Raw genomic sequence first — 19,926 nt, forward strand, 5'->3', positions numbered from 1 at the left:
ACGGGCTGTTGCGCCCGCGCAGAAATACTTCAAAAGCTCGGCCTGAATGCTTACCGGAAGCCTGCTCCGGCGCCTGAACTTAACCATCTGACAAAAATAGCCTTTCCTAGCTATCTATGTCAGCCCCTAGTTGAATTTCCCATTAAGTCAACCTTCGGTCGCTGGGGTGCGGTTAGAACAGCGGATTCCGCCGCATGTGACGCAACCGTCCCAGGCCGGTGGGGCCGGTCCGCGCATTATCCCTGAGCTGAATTGATCAATGCGGCGATGCGGCACCGCATGAGGGCGGAGCAGAATGAAGTGCTGCCGCGGATTGCCCGGGGACGGCGCTCCTGTATGGTCTGGGTCTCACGCCAGCTGCAGGGTCTTTCTGCCGCGCGAAACAGTTCGGGAGACATCGTGAGTGATCTCGACGATGGCCATGTTCTCCCGGAGGTGCTGTGCTTCGATCAAGCTGCGTGCCAGAGCCCAGGCGGACTGGTCAAGACCGCTCAAGGCCTCGTCAAGGAGCAGGATTTCAGGATGGACCAGCAGAGCCCGGGCGAGCGCAACCCGCTGAGCCTGACCTTTGGACAGGCATCTGGCCGGAGTATTGGCCAAGGCGGCAATATCCAGCGCTGCCAGCAGAGCTTCAGCTTCGGAGGTGGAGCGGGGCGCAACAAAGCGCAGATTGTCCAGCACACTCAGGCCACCAATGAGCCGGGGCTCTGCGAACGCCATGCCAATGCGTTTGGGCCTGGTCATGATGCGGCCGGATGTCGGCCTGGTGACCCCGGCAATGACCCGCATCAGGCTTGTCTTGCCTGCACCGCTCGGGCCGGTGATATGCAGGCAATCTCCTGTCTCAATCGCCAATGATATGCAGCCGAAGGCTGGCGCAGGACGGCCGGGAAACTGCAGCCCGATCTTGTCGCAGGCAAAGAGACTCATGACTGGTGCCGTTTCTTGACGATCAATGAGAGCAGTGTTTCTGCGAGCCCGATCAGCAGGAGGATCACTATAACCAGTGCAAACAGGCGGTCCGTCTGCAGCCAGCTTTGCGCCCGCTGTACAGCCGCGCCGAGCCCTTCGGCGCCGGAAAGGAGTTCTGTCAGCAGGGTCACGCGCAGGGCATTGGCCACTGCAACCCGGAGCGCGGGGCCGAAGGCTGTCCACACGGCCGGCAGCACGATCCGCCGCAGCCGGGGCAGCAGTGGCACCTGGAATACGCGCGCCATTTCGGCCAGCTGCGGGTCGATGGCGGACATTCCCTCGGCCACTGCGATCTGGAACACCGGAAGCAGAAGGACGGATACGGTCAGAACAACCGTAACGGTGCCTCCGTCAAACCAGAGAATACTGAGAATGGCTAGGATGGGCGCAGGGATACCCATCAGCAGCAGGCGCAATGGGCCAAGGAAGGCGGAGACAAGCCCCCAGCGCCAGGCAAGAAGACCAAGTGGCACCCCTGCTGCCAGGGCCAGTGCCAGTCCGGCTGCAGCGCGGGCGAGACTGGGTAAAAAGGTGTCCCGCCAGAAGCCGGTGTCGGAGAAGAGGCCGCAGAGCGCCTGGAGAACTGCCAGCGGCCCAGGTAGAACTGCAGGCAGGGTTTCGCGCGCTGCAAGCGACCAGAGCAGCACCAGGGCCGCCAGTCCTGCCAGAAAGCCCAGCTGACGTGTCATTGGCCGTAGAAGTCCGGCTGTGGCAGAACAGCGCCGATGGCAGCAGGTTCAACTGACATTAACTCGGCGTAGAATGCCGCAAGCGCTGGCGCATGTTCCGGCATGGGCAGATCCCGCGCGATGATGCGGCTATAACCCTCCTGTGCCAGCCCAAGTTCGGGGAAGAAGCGGCTCAGCAACGCTGCGGCTGAGCCCGGGTCATCAGCCATACGTTTGAAAGCGTCCTGATAGGCGCGCCTGAGCTCTGGCCGTTTGACCAGCGCCGGGTTCATGGCGATCACGCCTGCAGTTGGGCAATCGGGCAATGCAGTTGCGTTCCGCCACAGCTGGCAAAGACCGACCAGACGGACGAGCCCTGCGTCCTGCGCGATGGCGAGGGACGCCATGGGCTCCGCAAGCAGTGCGGACTCCACCTTGCCTGCGAGCAGCAGCTGCATGCCTGCATTCAGGCTGCCTGTGTAGTATGGCTGCCAGCTTTCAGGCCCCGGCGCCTCGATCCGCCGCATCAGCAAGTCCGGAAGATAGCCCTTGAATGGCAATGCCAGGCTCGCTCCCTTGAGGTCTGCGAGCGAGCTGACTGGAGCGCCCCGGCCGACCACCGACAAGCTGCCCTCCGTCACAGTGGCTGACAGAAGCGTAAGGCGGATGCCATTGGCCTCAAACAGCGCTGCGGTTGGTGCTGGCATCACCGCCATGGCTGGCGCGTCGCCCTGCATCAGCTTGCGGAGGCCTTCCGGGCTCGTCCACGGGCGGAAGATGAAGGTCACTCCGGCAACGGGCTGTGTCTCGGAGAGGGCTACGAGCGGCGCGCTTTCCCAGATCGGGGGACCCGATAGTACGATCTCTTCAGCTTCCGATCTCAGCGGAACCAGGAAGGCCAGGGCAAGCAGACAGCCGGTCAGGAATGGGCGGCGGCTAGGCATGAGTGTCATTCTTGCGTGCTGCATCCAGCCGGAACCGGCCGAAAGGCGTGTCGTGTATGGAATGGCTGGCGCGGACAAGGCCTGCCGCTGCCATCGCCCCGGCGATCTCACCATCGGTAAAGGACACGTCTCCTTGCCGCAGGGCAGGGAGCAGCCGTCCCAGAACATGCTCTGGCGGGCTGGTCCGCCGATCCGTAAGAGCCTCGTGAAAGCTGACGAGCACGCCGCCAGGCTTCAGGCTCTGTGAGAGCCTGCCGATCAGTTCGGGAAGGCCTTGATCGTGGAAATAGAGCGACATCGAACACCAGATGATGTCGAATGTGCCCTCTGGTAGTGCCTGTGTGTAACTGCCCGGCCAAACGCGAAGGGGTAGACCGGCTGCCTCGGCCTCGATCCGCTGTGCCACCGGCGGCAGGTCGAAGAGCGTGATTTCAAGGTCCGGACGTTTTGCCAGTAAACGGCGCGCCAGAACCGCGGAACCTGCTCCGACCTCGAGAATATCCCGGGCAGTTCCCCATTCGGGCAGTCCGGTCAGGCATGCGACCATGCATTCGGCCGCCAGCGCCTGATGGAAGGCACTGAGCGCCCGATGGCTTGCATCCCAGTGTGCATCGTCGAACAGCCGCTTGTGGCCGGTTACGCTGCGGCCGGCTACAAGCGCTCCGAACTGATCCAGACCCGTGAGCCGTGTCTGGACCATGGAGCGCAACGTTTCGGCCATGTTGCGGCTGCTTCCGCTGGCAACGAAGGGCAGAATGTCCGCGGCGGTGCAAAATCCGTCCCCGCGCTGTTCCAGAAACCCGGCCGCCACTAATGCCCGCAGGACAAGACCCAACTGGCGCTCCGGCAGGTTCATGGAACGGCTGAGTTCTTCCTCTCTCACCGGGGTGCAGCAGCGGTTGAAGAGGTCCATGTCCAGCGCCCACATCAGCAGCGTGTGCCGCACAGGCCCTTCCAGGGTGGCGAGCAGGCGTCCGGCGCCTGTTTCCCGTTGTAGGTTTACCATGTCAGCCGCCAGGTCATGCCGATCTTGCGCGGACTGCCATCTTCTGCCACCACGCCGCGCGGTGTGCTTGCGGCCGCGCTGTAATAAGCCTCATCAAACAGGTTCTTTGCCCAGAGCGTCAGCTCACCGTTGCCGGTCTTGCGGGAAATTTCTGCATCAACGGTCATGTATCCCTTCTGCTTGATGCTGTTGCCCGGATCGAACCAGTAGCTGCCTGACCCGCTCAGGCTGACACGGCCACTCCAGACTTCGCCCCGGTGGGAGAGGGCGAGGCCCCAGGTTACATCCGGGGCTAGCGGCAGGGCGTTGTCCGACCAGTTGACCGGCATCAGCATACCGGTGGCAACATTGACCGACGTGGTTTGGAGCGATGTTGCGCGAGCCCGTTGCCAGCCAGCATTCGCAACCAGCTCGAAACCGTGGCCAAGCGGTGCAACGGCTTCTACCTCGATGCCGTAGATTCTGGCTTCGCCGGCATTTGAAATGAACTGTGCTGCACCAGGGATCGTTTCGGCGATCTGCTTGTCTTTCACCGTGGTGTGGAAAGCCGCGAGTGCCAGCGAGCCCCCGTTGCCGAGTTCATGTTTGATGCCTGCCTCGGTGGTCCAGCTATGCTCGGCGTTATAGCCAAAGCTCGCTTCGCTGTTGGCAAAGCCGTAATTGTAGCCGGCCGGCATGTATCCCCGCGCCAGGCTTGCATGCACCGTGGTTGCTCCGGTCACGTCATATGCAGCGGTCAGTTTCGGCAGGACTGCGGTCGAATGGTCGCTGCCGCTGTAGCGCAGCCTGGACCGCGGCGAGGTGAAACGCTGCCAGGCCCTTGAGGATACATGATCAATCCGCAGGCCTGAGCCCAGGCGGAACCGGTCGCTCAGTGCATATTCGGCAAAACCGAACAGGGCGGCACCCGTCTGGTCGATCTCCGTGTGCCGGTCTGTGCTCATGGAGCCGAGATTGAAGTCAGCCCTGGTCCATTGGCGGAAGCCGCTCACACCGAGAGTCCATTTCAAGGGCTCAGCGCCCGCTGAGGTGAGGCGGATTTCCTGCGACACTGTTCTGTCGCGCAGGTCCAGACTGGTTACACCCAGCCGCAGCGGCGAACCGTCGAAATCGAGCTGAAAGTCCCGGTCGAAAGTGGCAAGACCGGTGATCGCAGTGAGATCAAAAGTGTCGAAGACGGTCTGAAACTGCAGGGCCGAAACGGTGCTGCGCCGGTTCTCCGAGGAGGGGTCGGAATAGGCGCTTTGAAACCGCTCCGTCGCCAGCGGTCCGGCAACATAGCGGAACTGTTCCTTGTTAAACTTCTGGTCTTCGGCCATGGTTGTGAGGCGCAAATGGCCGCCGTCGCTCAGTTCCCACTCAAGCCCGCCGAAACCGGTGGCACGCCGGGACTTGCCGCCATCCTTCCTGCCGGTCAGCGGGTTGCTCACTACGCCCGGATCGTGTGCTGCTTCCAAGCCAAAGGCCAGTCCCGGGCCGTCCTCGATACGGCCTGACCAGATGGCTGATCCGTTGCCGCCCACAGGCGATGCTCCGGCATCCGAACCCTCGGCCCCGATGCGCACCGTGACACCTTCCCGTGTGCCCGGTCTGATCGTATCGAAAGAGAGAAGCCCGGCTTCAGAGTTGCGGCCGAAGGCCGTTCCCTGAGGCCCTTTGAGCAATGTGACTGTTTCGGCACCAAAGAAATGCGGCAGCTGGATCGTACCCATGGGGAGAGGCACGCCATTGACAAGATATCCGACCGGGTCCGACAAGGCATTGTCGAAGGCGGAGACACCCCGCACGACAAGGCGCGCCTGCGAATTGGCCCGCTGGAACACCGTGTTGGCCGACCGCTCTGCCACGGCATCAAGATCGGGTGTTGCCGGCCGGTCGAGGTCTCTGCCTGTCAGAATTGTGGCGGTGGTTGCCGATTTTGACGCCATCTCTTCCCAGTAGTTGGCAAAGATCGTGATGGCCTGCAAGTCTGTGACAGCTTCCTCTGCTTGCGGGCTTGCCGGTAGTGCGCTGCTGGCAAGCACTGTTGTCAATGTGAGGATGGCAGCTGGACGCAGCCGCGAGCGAAAGCGGGTATCAAGGGACATGGTCGGCCTCCTTTTCGGAGGGAACCTGTCATGCGTTCAGCATCAAGGCTTGTAGCTGGCGAAAAAGAACTTGCATCGGGCGAAAGTTTCAGAGTTTTTGCCTCATATTTTGCCGCCAGGCGCTTGCCGTTGAGCCGAAGCGCTTGCGGAAGGCATTGGATAAATGACTGGCATCGGAAAAGCCGCAGTCGCCCGCAATCTCCGTCAGGCTGCGGTCCGTGAGACGGACCATGCGTTCTGCAGCCTCCAGGCGCAAGGCGCGCAGCCGTTCGAAAACGGTCATCCCCGTTGCCTTGCGGAAGATCTGGTTCAGCGTGACATGGCTCAGCCCGGCTTCGCGTTCGATGTCTGCCATGGAGATGGTCTCTGCCAGCCGTTCGGCAAGAAGGGCCGTCAGGCGTTGTACCAGCAACGCTGTATCGCCTGTCACGCAGCCTGGCCGTGGGCACGCGGACAATTCCTCGATGGCATGGCCGATCAAGGCGAGACACTGTCCCTCCTTGCGCAGCATCGCGGCCGGAGTCGTGCGGCCATCCAGAAGGTGCTCGAGCGCCGATCCGCCCGGCACTGGCAGGCGCAGGCGGCGGAACGGTGCGCTCGGTGGCAGGGTCAGATCCAGCAGATGCAGCAGTTCCGGGGCAAGCATATGGACCGATTGTGAAATCACGAGGTTCGAGCAGCCAACATCCTTTTCCACAACCCGGTGCAGGCGGCGGCCGCCCGACCGGATGATCCAGCCTTCACCCCCGCTGATTTCATGGCGTGCGCCGTCGGGACCTGTAAGCACCATGCGGCCGCTGAGATTGAAGGCAAGGATCAATTGGTCTTCGGGCCGCCGGATCTCATCTTCGTGCCGCTGTGCCGGGGAGAAATGGCTGTGCGCCAGCACCAGCCCGCGGCCGATCCGCAAGACATCTACATGGGTGTCACGATGCAGGCCTGGCAAGGTGACGCTGGTGGTGCGGCCGTTTTCATGGGGGGTGAAACGATGTGGCTCGATCAGGCTCATGCAAGTATCCCCTGGCGGCAGCGCCAGCCGGTTCCGGCCGCGCGCAGTCCATCTGGCTGTCTCAACTGGTCTGGGAAAGCTGGCTCGTGGGCTTGCAGTTCCACCATCCGACATCTTGCATTCATTGACAAGTCACGCGCCACGGCCATGCCGCGCTCTCTCCGTGGTGGCCCCAGAGCACTTGCGATGAAGGCGGAGCCAGCGGAAGTGCTCCATCTATTGGTTTTCACGCAGTTCCGGACGTAAAACCGCTTCCCGCTTTTGCTAGGATTGCTCTCCTGTCCTACGTCTGGGCACTTGCTGCGGCAGAACTGGACTGTAGGACTACAGCCGCATTCTGCAGGATGCGGGTTCTGCTTGGATAGGAGGAAGATGGCCGGGAGAGGAACAAACCAGCGCCTCGGTCTCCTCGGCTGAAGCCGCTGATAACGGAGCGTCTCAAGGTGAACGTCAGGTTTCACCGGGAGGAGGCAGAACTACCCCGCTCAGGTCTTTTTTTGCAGATTACTCTTGCGTTGCAGCTGTGTGTTGCGCGTTCCGGCGAGGCACATCGTGCAGCCCTGGCTGGCATGCAGGCCCGGCGATGAACGGCACTGCATCTGCGACCTCTTTTTCGCCCTTCAACTCTTATATTTCCCGCCGCAGTGCATAGATACAAAAGGAGCGTGATTGCTTGCGGTATGACATCCATGCGGCGGAGCGGTTGCGCGAAATGTATTCCGGGCGCGTGAGCCAGAGGCTCGAGCGTAAAGTCACTGCAACTCGCAAAAGAGAACGTCCATATGCTCTATGTCGATATTCCAACGCACTCCGAGATCACCAAACTTGTTGCCGAGCGCGGGGAGGCTCTGGTCAGTATCTACGTAAAAACCACAGCTGAGACCCAGCACATTGACGCGGCACGGACACGTCTCAAGCAGCTGGCCGCAGATGCGGTTGCCCAGCTTGAGGCGGCAGGCGTTGCCAAGCGGACAATCTGGCCCATCGAAGAACAGCTGCATGATCTGATGGATGATGACGAATTCTGGCGCCTTCAGGCCAACAGCCTCGCGGTGTTTGTGACCCCGGACTGGTTGCGCAGCTACCGGCTGCCGAACCACTTGAGCGAAACCGTTCAGGTGGCTGACCGCTTTCATCTGAAGCCCCTTCTGCGCGCCGTCTCGCTGCCGCAGCATGCGTTCATTCTGGCGCTGGCCGAGAACGAGGTGCGCGTGATCGAACTGCTGGGTGACCAGCCCGCGCAGGAGATCCGTGTGCCCAATCTCCCGAAGGATGCCGCTTCGGTTGCCGGTACCGCCAATGTGAATTCCCGCAGCTATTCAGGCCGCTTGGGGGGAGGCGAGGGCCAGAAGCATCATCTGCGCCAGTATTGCCGCCAGATTGATGCCGCCCTCAGGGGCTTGCTGTCCGGACGGTCCGAGCCTCTGATCCTTGCCGCGACGCAGCCGCTGCTGTCGATCTACCGCTCGGTCAACAGCTACGGCCATCTCGCTGGCCCGGCGATCGAGACGAGCCCGGTCAATCTGCCGGCCCATGAGCTTGGAAGCCAGGCGCGCGCCATCATGGATGAACTGAATGCGGCGGCCATCGCCGGGTTCGGCACGCTCTTCAGTGAAAGAGGGGCGGAGAACCGGGCTGTCTCGGATGTGGGCCGCGCCGCGCGTGCGGCAACCTTTGGGGCGGTTGATACCCTTCTTGTGGACATGGACAGCGTGGTTCCGGGCCTTGTCGACGAGACAACCGGAGCTATCTCGCTCGAAAAGACGGACAGCGCCGCCAGCTACGATGTGATCGACGAAATTGCCGGACGCGTGCTTGCCAATGGCGGCCGGGTGCTGGCCGCCCGCAGGGAGGATATCCCGGAAGGGGGCGAACTGGCCGCAATCCTGCGCTATGCCATCTGACGCTGCCGCCTTGAGGCACCGGGCAAAATGAATGAACAGGCAGGGCCGGGGAAACTCCGGCCCTGCCGGTCTTCGGCAGGAACCGGGTGAGACCCTTGTGCTGCCAGAGCCTTTTCAAGGCTGATGCGCCTGCTGCCAGGCGCTCTGGTTTTGCCGGTCGTGGATTGCGGCCGGCAAAACCGGGGGCAGTCTGAGGGCATTGTTGCTGGGGCCGGCCCGTCCCGGTATGTTGCTGCGATGCAGCATGAGGATGACATGGGCAACACCAAGACTTGCAAGAAGATGAAACTGACGCCTCAGGGCAGGGGGCTTTAGGCCATGACGGGTATCCTTGTCATCCTGCTGACCCTCGCTGTCCTGATCTTTCTGGCCTATCGCGGGGTGAGCCTGCTGCTGCTGGCCCCGGCCATGGCGGTGCTGGCGGTGTTCCTTGCCGAGGGTGGCCCGCTCCTGGCCAGCTACACGCAGATCTTCATGCAGGCCACCGGCCGCTTCATCATCCAGTATTTCCCGTTGTTCCTGCTGGGCGCGGTGTTCGGCAAGCTGATGGAGGCCTCCGGCTCGGCGCGGGTTCTGGCCGATGGCATCATTCGCGGGCTGGGGCCAAGCCGGGCCATTCTGGCGGTGATCCTGTCCTGCGCCGCGATGACCTATGGCGGGGTGTCGCTGTTTGTCGTGGCCTTTGCCGTGTGGCCCATTGCCTCCGCGCTGTTCCGGGAGGCGAACCTGCCCAAGGTGCTGATCCCGGCGACCATCGCCCTCGGGGCGTTCACCTTCACCATGACGGCGCTGCCCGGCACGCCCGCCATCCAGAATGCGATCCCGATGCCCTATTTCGGCACCACGCCCTTTGCAGCGCCCGGACTGGGGCTGATCTGCGGGGCGCTGATGCTGGGGTTGGGCTGGGCCTGGCTGGAATACCGCACACGCGCCCTTGGCCCGGGGTACGGAGAGCCGGACAGCGAGGCGGGCGGGCCAGATGCGGGTGCCTCGCCCGCACTGCTGGTGGCCGCTGCGCCGCTGGTGCTCGTGCTGGCGCTCAATCTCGGATTCACCTTCTTCGTGATCCCGGCGATGGATACGGGCTATCTGGCGCAGCCCGAATTTGGCGCAACCGATGTGGGCGCCCTGCGCGGGGTCTGGTCGATCATCGCGGCGCTGACCCTTGCGTCGCTGGCTCTGGTGGCGCTGAACTGGCAGCGGCTCGTCAAGGGCCTGTCCGGGACGCTGGACGAGGGCGCCAAGGATGCGCTGATGCCGATCTTCAACACGGCAAGCCTCGTCGGCTTTGGCGCCGTGATCGCCTCGCTGCCGGCGTTCGGGCTGATCCGCGACTGGGTGGTCACGCTTGGCGGGGATAACCCGCTGATCTCGCTGGCGGCCGGTACAAGTCTTCTGGCGGGGATAACGGGGTCAGCCTCGGGCGGCATGTCGATTGCGCTTTCGACACTTGGGGAGACCTATCTGGCCATGGGGCAGGCGGCTGGAATATCTCCCGATCTTCTGCACCGGGTGACGGCGGTGGCGACAGGCGGACTGGATGCGCTGCCGCACAACGGCGCGGTCATCTCCCTGCTGACCATCTGCGGGCTGACGCACCGGGAAGCCTATCGGGACATTTTCATGGTCGCGGTCGCCATCCCCGTGCTGGCCCTGGTGGTGCTGGTGGCCATTGGCACGGTGTTCGGCAGTTTCTGACGGAGAGGCATGAGGGAAGCACTGTTGTGGCAGATGCTTCGTCCCTCAGCCTTTCAGGCTGGGCCAATCGTCCGCAGGACCTGCATGACATCCCGGTGGTGCCGGGTGGCGTCACACGGTTACCTGGAGGTCGAAACGATCCCGTCATTCGCTCCCTGCACCGCCGCGCGCAGCCAGCCGGTGCGATGCACCATGTGGATTTCGCAGAGGGACAGGCGGCTCATACGGCAGTTCAGGTTTGCTGTGCGGCGAGGCCTGCGGGTGAGATACGCAAGGCGCGGAGCGCGTTCAGGATGACGGCGACGTCTATCGCCTCCTGCAGCAGTGCTCCTTGCACCGGAGTGAGATAGCCGCAGGCGGCCGCAACCATGCCAAGGACCGACAGGCCGATGCCCGCGACAACGCTTTCCAGTGCAATGCGGCGCGACCGGCGGGCAATCTCGATCCCGGGGGCGATGCGGTCCACGCGGTCCACCAGCAGGACGGCATCGGCCGCCTCGGAACTGGCTGCTGCGCCACGCGCGCCCATGGCGATACCGACATCGGCGGCGGCAAGCGCTGGAGCATCGTTCACGCCGTCTCCCACCATCATCACGGGGCCGTTCTTGCGCTCGCTCAGGACCAGGAGCACTTTTTCATCGGGTGTCAGGCCCGCGCGGATGCCGTCAAGGCCAAGTCCATCCGTCACCCGTAGCGCGACCTCGGCCCGGTCGCCGGTGGCGAGCAGAATGCGCGCCACGCCCTGCCGCCGCAGGCCCGCCAGCATTGCGGCGGTACCTTCGCGCAAGGGGTCGGACATCACCAGATGTCCGGCCATGCGGCCATCGACGGCCACGGCCACCATGACCGATCCAGCCGCCAGTTCCGGGTGGTCACCCGATATCCGGCCCACGCGGCCTGCGACAAAGCCCTCACCCCCCACAATCACCTGGCGGCCCTCGATAAAGCCGATGACGCCTTCGCCCGGTATTTCGGCCACGTCCTCGGGGATTGGCAGGGGCATGCCCCTATCCTTTGCCGCCGCCACGATGGCTTGCGCGACGGGATGCTTCGACGCCTGATCGAGTGCTGCGGCAAAGCGCAGGATATCATCCGCGCCCATCCCGCCATGACTGTCGATGCTGACGATCTGCGGGCGCCCGTCGGTCAGGGTTCCGGTCTTGTCCAGGATCAGGGTGCGGATGCGGGCCATCGCCTCCAGCGGTTTTGCGCCCTTCACCAGCACCCCGAAATGCGCGGCGCGCGACAGGCCCGCCACCAGCGCCACCGGCACGGCGAGGATCAGCGGGCAGGGCGTGGCCACCACCAGTACCGCAACGGCGCGGATCGGGTCGCCCGTGAACCACCAGGCGGCGGAGCCGATGGCGATGGTGACAGCCAGAAATCCCAGCGACCAGCGGTCGGCGAGCCGCGCCATCGGCGCCTTGGATGCTTGCGCTTCCTCGACCAGCCGGACGATCCCGGCATAGGTGCTGTCCTTCGCCTCGTGCGTGGCCTCGAGGTCGAAGGCGTCGCCCGCGTTGGTCGATCCGCTCATCGCCTCGGCGCCGCGGTCCAGCCGGACGGGCAGGGACTCCCCCGTCAGCGCCGATGTGTCGAGGAAGGCCGAGGCAGACGCGATCCGCCCGTCCACCGGCACGACATCGCCCTGACGGATCAGCAGCCGGTCGCCGGGGACGATACCGGTGAGCGGCACCTCCTCCAGCCCGCCATTGCGGTGGCGCGCCGCGGTGCGTGGCACGCGGGACAAGAGGTCGCGCATCTCGCGGCGGGCGCGCCCCTCTGCAAAGCTTTCAAGGAAGGTGCCGCCCGAATACATGACGGCGACGACGGCAGCCGCCAGCGTCTCGCCAAAGGTCAGCGCCGCCGACATCGACAGGGCGGCCACGATATCGAGGCCCACCTCGCCGCGCGCAAGGCTGCGCAGGATTTCCAGCACAAGAGCCGCCAGAACCGGCACCACGCCTGCGAACCAGAGGGCCTGCGCAAGGTCTGCGCGTTTGCCGAAGTGCAACCCCAGCCCGGCCAGGAGACCCGCAAGGGCGATGCCAAGGAGAAGGCTCTTCAGCCGGTCTGTTCGTGCGTGATCCAAGGGGTCAATCTCCAAGGGCCGGGGCAGTGGCCGCAGCCTCGTCCGAAAAAAAGGCATCCAAAGCCAAGACTTTGCACGCCGCCTGCGTCATCGCGCATGAGGAACAGGGCGCCGAGGCTGAACGTCCGGGCGAGATCCGCACCCGCATCGGCACCCCTCACCATCAGCGCCGTCGCCCAGGCATCGGCCATGGCACAGGTGGGCGCGATCACGCTCACCGATGCGGGGGAGGCGAGAAGCGGTGTGCCGCGCCGTGGGTCCATGGTGTGTGACAGATTTCGGCCCTCGACCGTGACCCAGTGGCGATAGTCGCCGGAAGTGGCCACTGCCGCATTCTGAAGCGTCAGGATGGAATGAGGCGCACGGCGGTCGCGGTCCGGCGCCTCGACCGCGATGGTCCAGGGGGTACCGCCGGGGCGCAGACCCATGGCGCGCATCTCACCGTCGATGCCGGCCAGCGCATTGCGGATGCCGTGGTCATACAGAACCTCGGCCAGCCGGTCGACGCCATAGCCCTTGGCGATGCCGTTCAGGTCCAGCACGATGGGGGCAGTCTTCCGCAGCCTGTTACCGTCGACGTCCAGCACCTCATGGGCCGGGCGGCGGGGCGCCTGCATGGCGGTGCGGATCGCCTGCGGATCGGCCGTAGCGGGGCCGAAGCCCCAGGCCCGCACCGCGTCCCCCATCCCGATGTCGAAGGCCCCGCCCGAGGCGCGGCCGATCGCCAGACCCAGATCCAGCACCTGCGCCAGGTCGGAAGGGATGTCCTGCCATTCCCCAACGGGTGCTGCGTTCAGGCGCATCAGATCGCTGCCGGGCTTCCAGGTGGACATTTGCGCATCGACCAGCTCCACCGCCGCCTGAAGAGCGGCCCGCACCGGGGCGGGATCGAAGTCCGGCTCTGCAAAGAACAGCGCGCTCCACCTTGTGCCCATGACCGGGCCGTTCAGCGCGTGGCGGATCAGGTCAGTAGACATCTTCGACATAGCGCCCTCCTGCCTTCAGCATCGCGGGCGTCAGGCCCATCGGCGCAAGGATGTCCTCCAAAGCACCGTTAACGCCTTGCGCCATGTCACGCCCGCCACAGACCATGACCTTTGCGCCCTGCCGGATCGCATCCGCCACCTGCGCCGCCTCGGCCCGCAGCGCATCCTGCACATGGCGCGGCTGTGCTCCGCGCGAGACGGCCGTGGAGAGGCGTGACAGCCGCCCCTCGGCCTGCCACCCTGCCAGATCGTCACCATAGAGGAAATCGCTGTCCGGATTCCGCATGCCGAAGAACAGATGCACCGGGCGGCGGCCGGTGACGGCTCTGCCGGTGGCAGTCCTGCGCCGCCAGCAGGATGGAAGATGGTCATCGGCCATCCGTTCGCCGATGGCGTGATGCATCGGGAACAACGAGCGGCGGAACTTGAGAGCACGCGAAGATCAGCACCGGTGCCCACATCATGCCTGCATTTGTTGTGGCTGTGCGAGGATGACGCCAGACAAAAACTGCCCAAAGAGGGTGCTGGCCGGGGAAGCTGATGTCACTGAAAAGAGAAGGGTGGCAGGCCGAAGCCAACGAAACAGAGAACTACGCCTGCGCTATAGCCTCCAAATCTGAAGCAAGTGGCAGTGTTGCAATGGATGGAGACTGGTCGGGCAGCTTTCGGGATGAAACGCGGAGAGCTGCCGTCTGCGCGGCGTAGTTCACACTGCCGAAATACGAGTGGAACTGTCAAAGACGGCCACCGTCGTCCCGCACGGGATCACGTTTCGCGAGCGGGCGCCGACACCTGAGCAATCCTTCACAAGGCTCTGCTTGCTCGAAGCGTCTCCTTGAACAGTTCGAAGGCCGTCGTCCCCTTCCGGTCGGGGTAATAGAGGTGGTAGCCGGCGAATGGTTCGCACCATGGCTCCAGCAGGCGGGTGAGACGGCCATCGACCATCGGCGCCGCCACCAGATCCTCCAGGCTGTAGAGGATGCCGAAGCCCTCAATAGCGGCGGCCACCAGCAGGCCGCCGTCGTTGAATACCGGCCCGCGACCTGGTGTGACCGTCACCGCGCGGCCGTTACGCTCGAAGGACCACGGAGACAGGTCGCCCTGCGCGTTGCGGTAGGCGATACAGCGGTGCGCCGTGAGGTCGGCGGGCTCCATCGGCACCGGCTGATCGCTCAGATAGCGGGGAGCGGCCACCACCGCGATGCGAAGCGGAGGCCCGACCGGCAGCGCGATCATGTCCTTCTCCAATCGCTCGCCGAGCCGTATGCCCGCATCATGGCGCCCCGCCACGACGTCAGTCATCCCGTCCTCCACACACACCTCCACCTCGATGCCGGGGTGGCGGCGCATGAAGGGCGGGAGCATCGGCCACAGCACTGTGTCGGCGGCGTGTTTGCCCGCCGTGATCCGCACAGTGCCGGCCGCTGTCCCCCATGCCTGGGACAACGCCTCGATCTCGTCGTTCAACCCGGCCAGTGCCGGCGACAGTGTGGCGAGCAGGCGCTCGCCCGCAGCGGTCGGGGCGACGCTGCGCGTCGTGCGGGACAGCAGGCGGAACCCCAGCTGGCCCTCCAGCCGCTTCATGGTCTGGCTCAACGCCGACTGCGTGACGCCGAGCCGCCTCGCGGCACGCGTGAAGCTGCGGTCGGAGGCAATTGCCGCGAAGACGGCGAGGTCGCCGAGCTGATCCGGACGCATTGATGATCCCTGCTACTGGGGCCTATTACTGATTAGCCCATTATCTCAAATCATTAGCATGACTACCTAGTTAGAAGCAGTGAAAAGAACAGGGAGCAGGCTATGGGAAAGGTTTGGTTGGTGACGGGTGCAAGCCGGGGACTTGGGCGCGAGATTACCCGCGCGGCGCTCGATGAGGGCGAAACGGTCGTGGCAACGGCGCGGTACGCCGATGCGGTGCGCGAAGCTTGCGGAGGCGAACAGGATCGCCTGCACACCCTCGCGCTCGATATCACCGGCGCCGAAGCCGCGAAGTCGGTCGCCGCCGAGACCATCGAGCGGTTCGGTGCGATCGACGTGCTGGTCAACAATGCCGGCTATGCCGAATTGGGCTTCTTCGAGACCTTCATCGACGCGGAGGTTCGGCGCCAGTTCGAGGTCAACCTGTTCGGGACCATGAACGTCGCGCGCGCGGTCGCCCCCCACATGCGCGCGCGGCGCTCGGGTCTCATCGTTACCATCTCGTCGGTCAGCGGGCTGGTCTCCAACGCCGGAGGGGCGGTCTATTCGGCGTCGAAGTTCGCGGTCGAGGGATGGATGGAGGGCTTTGCACAGGAGCTGGCACCGCTGGGCGTCCGCTCGCTTCTCGTCGAGCCGGGGATGCTGCGCACCGGCTCGACGAGAAGCGAGCGGACGGCAAGTCGGCGAGCTTTGGCAGCCTCGGCATTCCGGACTATGCCGAGGCGGTCGCGCGTTATCGTGCGTTCGTTGACGGAGCCAACGGCAACCAGCCGGGCGATCCGAAGCAGCTCGCCGCGCGGATCGTTGCGCTTGCATCGCAGGCCGAGCCGCCATCGCGGCTCGTATTCGGCGGCGACGTCCGGCAGTGGGCTGGCGCGAAGGTCGACCAATTGCGGCAGGAGATCGCCCAGTCCGCCGATCGCGGCTGATACGGCAGACCAAGGCCGGCAAGGAAGTGATTGGCCAGCCCCGGCAGTGGCCTCCGGCGCTTCCCAAGAACGAACATCGATCAGGGCAACCAGGGCCAGACCGGAACACGCCCGGAACGGTGTAGGCTTTCTCAAGACCTGTCCCCGATTGCCATTTCCCGAAGTCGCAATCGGATGGAGCAATGCGTCTGTCTCCAGACGGACGAAACACCGCTACGGTGAGGACACCGGAGGACCCGGACGGCTGAGATGAGGTCGAAAGCTGCCGCCGCGGCTCTCACAAGACATCGGGCTCTAGCGTAGAACCGGCGGCTTACCATCCCACCCGGTGGAATACGGTAATCGGCGGCAATATCGTATCATGGAGGATAACCGGCGGTGTTTGGCAGGCCGAAGCCGACGAAACAGAGAGCTACATCTACGCCATAGCCCTCTAGATAGCTTGTCCACAACGGGGGCAGACCGCCTGCTTGTGCTCGTCTGGGGGAGCGCCGCTTGCCGTTGCTAGGCCAGAACTGCGTTCACGGGGCGGCGCGGCGAGAAAGGCAGCGTCGGGCCGTAGCCGAAGCGCATGATGATATCGGGCCGCATTCCGCGTTCCCCGATCTGCGCCGCCAATTCAGGCCGCAGCCGTGCGACCTCGACAGGCTGGTTGACGAAGGCGTGTTTGAGGCCGGAAGCGGTCGCGGCAAGCGCGAAACGCTGGCAGGCGCGACCGACCGCTATCCAGTGCGCTTTGTCCTCGTGCTCCGCCAGAAAGATCGCGATACCCGCCGAGGAGTCGATCTGACGTGCGTATTTGTCATTTTCGGCGCCGGCTGCGAAGAACGTGTCAAAGGCGAGACCACCCAGAAATTCGGGGAGCACGGGATTGCCGCTTGCGGCCGAGAACAGCCCGTCACCCGACGCCATGGCGCTGCGCGGATTGAACCGCAGCCAACGCTTCAACTCGGCCATGAAGGCCGCGTCAGCCATCTGCGCATCGTTGCCGGCAACGATCAGGTCCCGGACCTGATTGATCCGCGCACGGTCTGTAAGCAAGACGAGACGCACACCCGGCGTTTCGGCGGACTGCCGAAGCGCCTCGATATCTGCTGCAGACACCGAGCGCCCGTCATATTCCGCTCGGGTGGATTGCCGCCTGGGGATGGCGGCAAGCAGCGGATGCGGATGAGCTTCAGCTCTGGAGAAGGAATAGCGGATGCGCTCGCCTCCAGCGTTGGTTTCCAACTGCCCGGCTCGTCCGGTCGCGGTGGCGGCGATCAGCAGATTCTCGGCTGCACATCCGAGACTGACGAAGAGGTGATGATTGTCGGGATCGACGACCGGTGTGGCGCGGGAGAGGTCGGGCAGGATGTCGATCGTGCTTTCCCCCACGCGAAACCGCCAAGGCTGGGTGTTATGGCCGTTGGCGGCAAGCGTCGCGTATCGGATGAGGTCGGCGATGTTCGGGCCGGCGGGCATCGGGGCGCGAAGGCCGCTTGCATAGGAATCGAAGCCGCCCATCGACCCCACGGCCGACCGCCAACCGGCGGCGGCGCCACCAGCCAGCACGAGTGCACCGCCTGCGCCGATGAGTATGTCTCGCCTTCTCATGCCGACTCCCTTCATCGCTATTCTACGCAAGATGGCGCGCAAGCGGTTGACCTCGGTCAAAAGACCGATGGCTGACGTCGACGCCCTCATCAGCCGTACCCAGATGACGATACCCGCGCAGGAATATGCCCTTCAATGGCGTGAGCGGGGTGGCCGCTTGATAGTCAGCAACTGCGTCAGATCCCGCAGATCATCAGCGGTCGATACGCCGATCTTCAACCATTTCCCATCGCGGTATGCCGGGGTCGAATCATAAAGATCGGCCAGCTGCGAGCTCAGGCCTTTGCGCCGCGCCTCGAGTTTATCTCTTTCAGGGCGCCCCAGAACGACCACGACAGAGAACAGCTTGTATTCCGGCAGGAAAGTGCAGAAGGCCCGCGATTTCTTGTACCGCAGAGACCACCCATGCTTCTTTCCGCCATAAATCCACTCAGGAATGAAGGTCCCGGGGTATGTATTCTCGATCCAGTCTTGAAGAGCCTTCCAATGCGCAAAAGCGTCCAGCCCGGTCCAATCGCGAACGGTCTCGTCACTCGGTGGAGCGGACTTGTTCGTGAGACGATCTCCGACCTGGGGCGACTGATCCATGCCGCTTCTTTCCTTGATAGAGGGCCAGAATCGCAAATGCGCGTTCGACCAAAGGGCTGACCCTTAAAAATCCACCACCACCGACGGTGCACTCCGCTTCGCCTCGCCGTGGAAAACGGCCTCGATGTTGTTACCATCAGGGTCGAGCACGAAAGCCGCATAATATCCGGGATGATAGGCTCTCTCGCCGGGCACACCGTTGTCGCGCCCGCCATGGGTCAGCGCCGCGTTGTGGAAGGCATCCACTGTCGCGCGGTCCCTCGCCTGGAAGGCAAGGTGGTGTCGTCCTGTCAGCACACCCAGCGCCGCCGGACTTTCAGCCGAAGACACGACAAGTTCGTCAGCCCAGAAATATCCATCGGCGGTGTCGACAACAGGAATCTCCAGCACAGCCAGAATGGCTGTGTAGAAATCCCGGCTCGCCTTGAGATCCTGCACCACGAGCTGGATGTGGTCGATAAGCCGACCTCGATGCAATTGATGAATTTCGATGGTCACTCTCCTTGTGGAAGCTGGCTGACAAAGTTCATTGCTGAACATCAGTCCAGTCGATGACGGTCAGTCATTCCTGAGCCTGTGACAAAGCCGCCTTACTACCCTGAATAACGACTTATACCGACGCTCGATGAGCTTGACTCTTCGAGCGTCGGTTAAGCCCGTGCGCGCTTGAGCATTTTCAAGGCGTGATGCGTCAGCAACTCAGAGCCTTGGTATTATCCGGCACTCCATTGCGGCATAATGACTGTAACGAGGCCGCAAACTTCCTTTATCACGCTAAATCAGTTTGCGGCTCCGACCAAGATCCATCGTGCTGTAGAGTAGAAACGATGGTTCGCCAGTCCACATGGCTTTATGTGGCAATATCGCGCTGTCGCGTGCAATCGGCGGTGTTTGGCGGGACATGCGGGATAGTGATGAGAACTATATCTACTTCATACCCCTCCCAAATAGGCATACGGCGGCGGTAGAGCTGGTTGATGCCTATCAGATCTCTGCTTGGCACGCCCATCTTGGAGCTTCAGGTAACCGCAGCGGCGCCCGCGGCGGATCTCCGATCTAAGAATTACAGCCGGCTAGTTTGCGTGGGGAAATCATGGAATGCCCAACGTGCGGCTAAATTTTACTCCCGAAGCTAGATAGTATTCATTCTGAATTTCGGGTTGATGCGATTGGCTATTTGGAGACATCTCATTGTAAATAAACGGAGGAAATGGAATGTGGGTGTTCGGATATGGGTCGCTTATGTGGGACAACTGGCAAACAACGCATGGCGGCGCGAATGGGGTTTTGGCGGAGCTAAAAGGTTATGGACGATCTTTCAACAAAACGTCGCAAGTGAACTGGGGGACCAATACCACACCTGGTCCTACCTTAAACTTGGTCGAATAGGCTGACGGGACTTGCGTCGGCTATGCGTTTGAGTTTGACGGCTCGAAACAGACCGAAGTGTTCGCTGACCTTGAACAGCGTGAAGGCAAGAACTTTCCCCTACGAAAAATGAGGGTCAAACTGGCCGGTGGCCGCAACGTGGAGGCGTATTTACCAGTCTATGTTGGGAAAAACGTCATCACAGGAAAAAATCTCGACGTGTTGGTTGCGATGGCCATGGCAGCCGTTGGGAAGGATGGTAAGGCTTAGGACTACGTGCTCAATATTGCCAAAAAGCCCAACGCGTCTGGTGTTGAAGATTGTACCGTCTACGCGTTCGCAGCCGCTGTCAGGAAGGCTCAACAGTCTGACGGCTGGCCT

At 63.1% G+C, this 19,926-nt stretch carries 17 protein-coding genes and 2 pseudogenes; 5 read left to right on the plus strand and 14 right to left on the minus strand.

Annotated features, from left to right (window positions below; all coding sequences use genetic code 11):
* Window positions 1-348 precede the first annotated feature (348 nt).
* The 6 genes from IF10I1_RS13400 to IF10I1_RS13425 form a co-directional block, all read right to left on the minus strand.
* Window positions 349-930 carry an ATP-binding cassette domain-containing protein gene (locus IF10I1_RS13400; RefSeq protein ID WP_186393223.1) on the minus strand — a complete coding sequence of 194 codons (582 nt, stop codon included), beginning with the start codon at window positions 928-930 and terminating at the stop codon, window positions 349-351.
* Window positions 927-1,661, minus strand: a complete 735-nt coding sequence (locus IF10I1_RS13405) for an ABC transporter permease (protein WP_186393224.1) — start codon at window positions 1,659-1,661, stop codon at window positions 927-929. The genes IF10I1_RS13400 and IF10I1_RS13405 overlap by 4 nt, the downstream gene beginning before the upstream one ends.
* Window positions 1,658-2,593 (minus strand): ABC transporter substrate-binding protein, encoded by a 936-nt coding sequence (locus tag IF10I1_RS13410; protein ID WP_244284716.1) that lies wholly within the window; start codon window positions 2,591-2,593, stop codon window positions 1,658-1,660. Before IF10I1_RS13410 ends, IF10I1_RS13405 begins: the two co-directional genes overlap by 4 nt.
* A complete protein-coding gene (locus tag IF10I1_RS13415) occupies window positions 2,577-3,590 on the minus strand; it encodes a trans-aconitate 2-methyltransferase (RefSeq protein ID WP_186415546.1) in 1,014 nt (337 codons plus the stop codon). Before IF10I1_RS13415 ends, IF10I1_RS13410 begins: the two co-directional genes overlap by 17 nt.
* The gene (locus IF10I1_RS13420; protein ID WP_186393226.1) at window positions 3,584-5,677 is read right to left on the minus strand and encodes a TonB-dependent receptor; all 2,094 of its coding nucleotides are present in this window, start codon (window positions 5,675-5,677) and stop codon (window positions 3,584-3,586) included. Before IF10I1_RS13420 ends, IF10I1_RS13415 begins: the two co-directional genes overlap by 7 nt.
* 88 nt (window positions 5,678-5,765) lie before the next feature.
* Window positions 5,766-6,686 carry an AraC family transcriptional regulator gene (locus tag IF10I1_RS13425; RefSeq protein WP_186393227.1) on the minus strand — a complete coding sequence of 307 codons (921 nt, stop codon included), beginning with the start codon at window positions 6,684-6,686 and terminating at the stop codon, window positions 5,766-5,768.
* A gap of 782 nt (window positions 6,687-7,468) precedes the next feature.
* On the opposite strand from IF10I1_RS13425, the gene IF10I1_RS13430 reads away from it, so the two are divergent.
* Window positions 7,469-8,590 carry a hypothetical protein gene (locus IF10I1_RS13430; RefSeq protein WP_186393228.1) on the plus strand — a complete coding sequence of 374 codons (1,122 nt, stop codon included), beginning with the start codon at window positions 7,469-7,471 and terminating at the stop codon, window positions 8,588-8,590.
* A gap of 318 nt (window positions 8,591-8,908) precedes the next feature.
* Window positions 8,909-10,288, plus strand: a complete 1,380-nt coding sequence (locus tag IF10I1_RS13435; RefSeq protein WP_186393229.1) for a GntP family permease — start codon at window positions 8,909-8,911, stop codon at window positions 10,286-10,288.
* A 125-nt stretch (window positions 10,289-10,413) separates the two neighbouring features.
* Here IF10I1_RS13435 and IF10I1_RS13440 read toward each other — a convergent pair.
* From IF10I1_RS13440 to IF10I1_RS13460, 5 genes and pseudogenes are all read right to left on the minus strand, one after another.
* A pseudogene (locus IF10I1_RS13440) lies at window positions 10,414-10,512 on the minus strand (VIT family protein); the annotation flags it as partial.
* Window positions 10,513-10,520: 8 nt separating this feature from the next.
* Window positions 10,521-12,380: a heavy metal translocating P-type ATPase gene (locus tag IF10I1_RS13445; protein WP_186393230.1), complete on the minus strand. Its 1,860-nt coding sequence runs from the start codon at window positions 12,378-12,380 to the stop codon at window positions 10,521-10,523.
* Window positions 12,353-13,366, minus strand: coding sequence for an FAD:protein FMN transferase (locus tag IF10I1_RS13450; RefSeq protein WP_186393231.1), 1,014 nt, complete (start codon window positions 13,364-13,366; stop codon window positions 12,353-12,355). Before IF10I1_RS13450 ends, IF10I1_RS13445 begins: the two co-directional genes overlap by 28 nt.
* Window positions 13,347-13,694, minus strand: a pseudogene (locus IF10I1_RS13455) (hypothetical protein); the annotation flags it as partial. The pseudogene IF10I1_RS13455 and the gene IF10I1_RS13450, both read right to left, overlap by 20 nt.
* Window positions 13,695-14,170: 476 nt before the next feature.
* Window positions 14,171-15,064 (minus strand): LysR family transcriptional regulator, encoded by an 894-nt coding sequence (locus tag IF10I1_RS13460; RefSeq protein ID WP_186393233.1) that lies wholly within the window; start codon window positions 15,062-15,064, stop codon window positions 14,171-14,173.
* A 102-nt stretch (window positions 15,065-15,166) separates the two neighbouring features.
* Between IF10I1_RS13460 and IF10I1_RS13465 the strand changes: the two genes are divergently transcribed.
* Window positions 15,167-16,246, plus strand: a complete 1,080-nt coding sequence (locus tag IF10I1_RS13465) for an SDR family oxidoreductase (protein ID WP_244293753.1) — start codon at window positions 15,167-15,169, stop codon at window positions 16,244-16,246.
* Window positions 16,247-16,497: 251 nt separating this feature from the next.
* Here IF10I1_RS13465 and IF10I1_RS13470 read toward each other — a convergent pair whose 3' ends face one another.
* From IF10I1_RS13470 to IF10I1_RS13480, 3 genes are all read right to left on the minus strand, one after another.
* Complete coding sequence (locus tag IF10I1_RS13470; protein ID WP_371341223.1) at window positions 16,498-17,679, minus strand: Tat pathway signal protein; 1,182 nt, start codon at window positions 17,677-17,679, stop codon at window positions 16,498-16,500.
* A 42-nt stretch (window positions 17,680-17,721) separates the two neighbouring features.
* On the minus strand, window positions 17,722-18,177 hold the full coding sequence (locus IF10I1_RS13475; protein ID WP_186393234.1) for a DUF3788 domain-containing protein: 456 nt from the start codon (window positions 18,175-18,177) through the stop codon (window positions 17,722-17,724).
* Window positions 18,178-18,240: 63 nt separating this feature from the next.
* On the minus strand, window positions 18,241-18,669 hold the full coding sequence (locus IF10I1_RS13480; protein ID WP_050472907.1) for a VOC family protein: 429 nt from the start codon (window positions 18,667-18,669) through the stop codon (window positions 18,241-18,243).
* A gap of 723 nt (window positions 18,670-19,392) precedes the next feature.
* On the opposite strand from IF10I1_RS13480, the gene IF10I1_RS23155 reads away from it, so the two are divergent.
* Entirely contained in the window at window positions 19,393-19,566 is a 174-nt protein-coding gene (locus IF10I1_RS23155; RefSeq protein WP_186393235.1) for a gamma-glutamylcyclotransferase, read from the plus strand.
* Window positions 19,567-19,623: 57 nt separating this feature from the next.
* Window positions 19,624-19,815 carry a hypothetical protein gene (locus IF10I1_RS13490; RefSeq protein WP_186393236.1) on the plus strand — a complete coding sequence of 64 codons (192 nt, stop codon included), beginning with the start codon at window positions 19,624-19,626 and terminating at the stop codon, window positions 19,813-19,815.
* The last annotated feature ends 111 nt before the right edge of the window (window positions 19,816-19,926 follow it).

It is taken from the genome of Pannonibacter sp. I15F10I1, assembly GCF_900185665.1.
Lineage (GTDB): Bacteria > Pseudomonadota > Alphaproteobacteria > Rhizobiales > Stappiaceae > Pannonibacter > Pannonibacter indicus.

What these genes read in the sequence shown, in the direction of transcription:
- IF10I1_RS13400 (WP_186393223.1), bottom strand. Translation starts at nt 930, where the DNA reads ATGAGTCTCTTTGCCTGCGACAAGATCGGGCTGCAGTTTCCCGGCCGT.
- IF10I1_RS13405 (WP_186393224.1), bottom strand. Translation starts at nt 1,661, where the DNA reads ATGACACGTCAGCTGGGCTTTCTGGCAGGACTGGCGGCCCTGGTGCTG.
- IF10I1_RS13410 (WP_244284716.1), bottom strand. Translation starts at nt 2,593, where the DNA reads ATGACACTCATGCCTAGCCGCCGCCCATTCCTGACCGGCTGTCTGCTT.
- IF10I1_RS13415 (WP_186415546.1), bottom strand. Translation starts at nt 3,590, where the DNA reads ATGGTAAACCTACAACGGGAAACAGGCGCCGGACGCCTGCTCGCCACC.
- IF10I1_RS13420 (WP_186393226.1), bottom strand. Translation starts at nt 5,677, where the DNA reads ATGTCCCTTGATACCCGCTTTCGCTCGCGGCTGCGTCCAGCTGCCATC.
- IF10I1_RS13425 (WP_186393227.1), bottom strand. Translation starts at nt 6,686, where the DNA reads ATGAGCCTGATCGAGCCACATCGTTTCACCCCCCATGAAAACGGCCGC.
- IF10I1_RS13430 (WP_186393228.1), top strand. Translation starts at nt 7,469, where the DNA reads ATGCTCTATGTCGATATTCCAACGCACTCCGAGATCACCAAACTTGTT.
- IF10I1_RS13435 (WP_186393229.1), top strand. Translation starts at nt 8,909, where the DNA reads ATGACGGGTATCCTTGTCATCCTGCTGACCCTCGCTGTCCTGATCTTT.
- IF10I1_RS13450 (WP_186393231.1), bottom strand. Translation starts at nt 13,366, where the DNA reads ATGTCGAAGATGTCTACTGACCTGATCCGCCACGCGCTGAACGGCCCG.
- IF10I1_RS13460 (WP_186393233.1), bottom strand. Translation starts at nt 15,064, where the DNA reads ATGCGTCCGGATCAGCTCGGCGACCTCGCCGTCTTCGCGGCAATTGCC.
- IF10I1_RS13465 (WP_244293753.1), top strand. Translation starts at nt 15,167, where the DNA reads ATGGGAAAGGTTTGGTTGGTGACGGGTGCAAGCCGGGGACTTGGGCGC.
- IF10I1_RS13470 (WP_371341223.1), bottom strand. Translation starts at nt 17,679, where the DNA reads ATGAGGGCGTCGACGTCAGCCATCGGTCTTTTGACCGAGGTCAACCGC.
- IF10I1_RS13475 (WP_186393234.1), bottom strand. Translation starts at nt 18,177, where the DNA reads ATGGATCAGTCGCCCCAGGTCGGAGATCGTCTCACGAACAAGTCCGCT.
- IF10I1_RS23155 (WP_186393235.1), top strand. Translation starts at nt 19,393, where the DNA reads ATGTGGGTGTTCGGATATGGGTCGCTTATGTGGGACAACTGGCAAACA.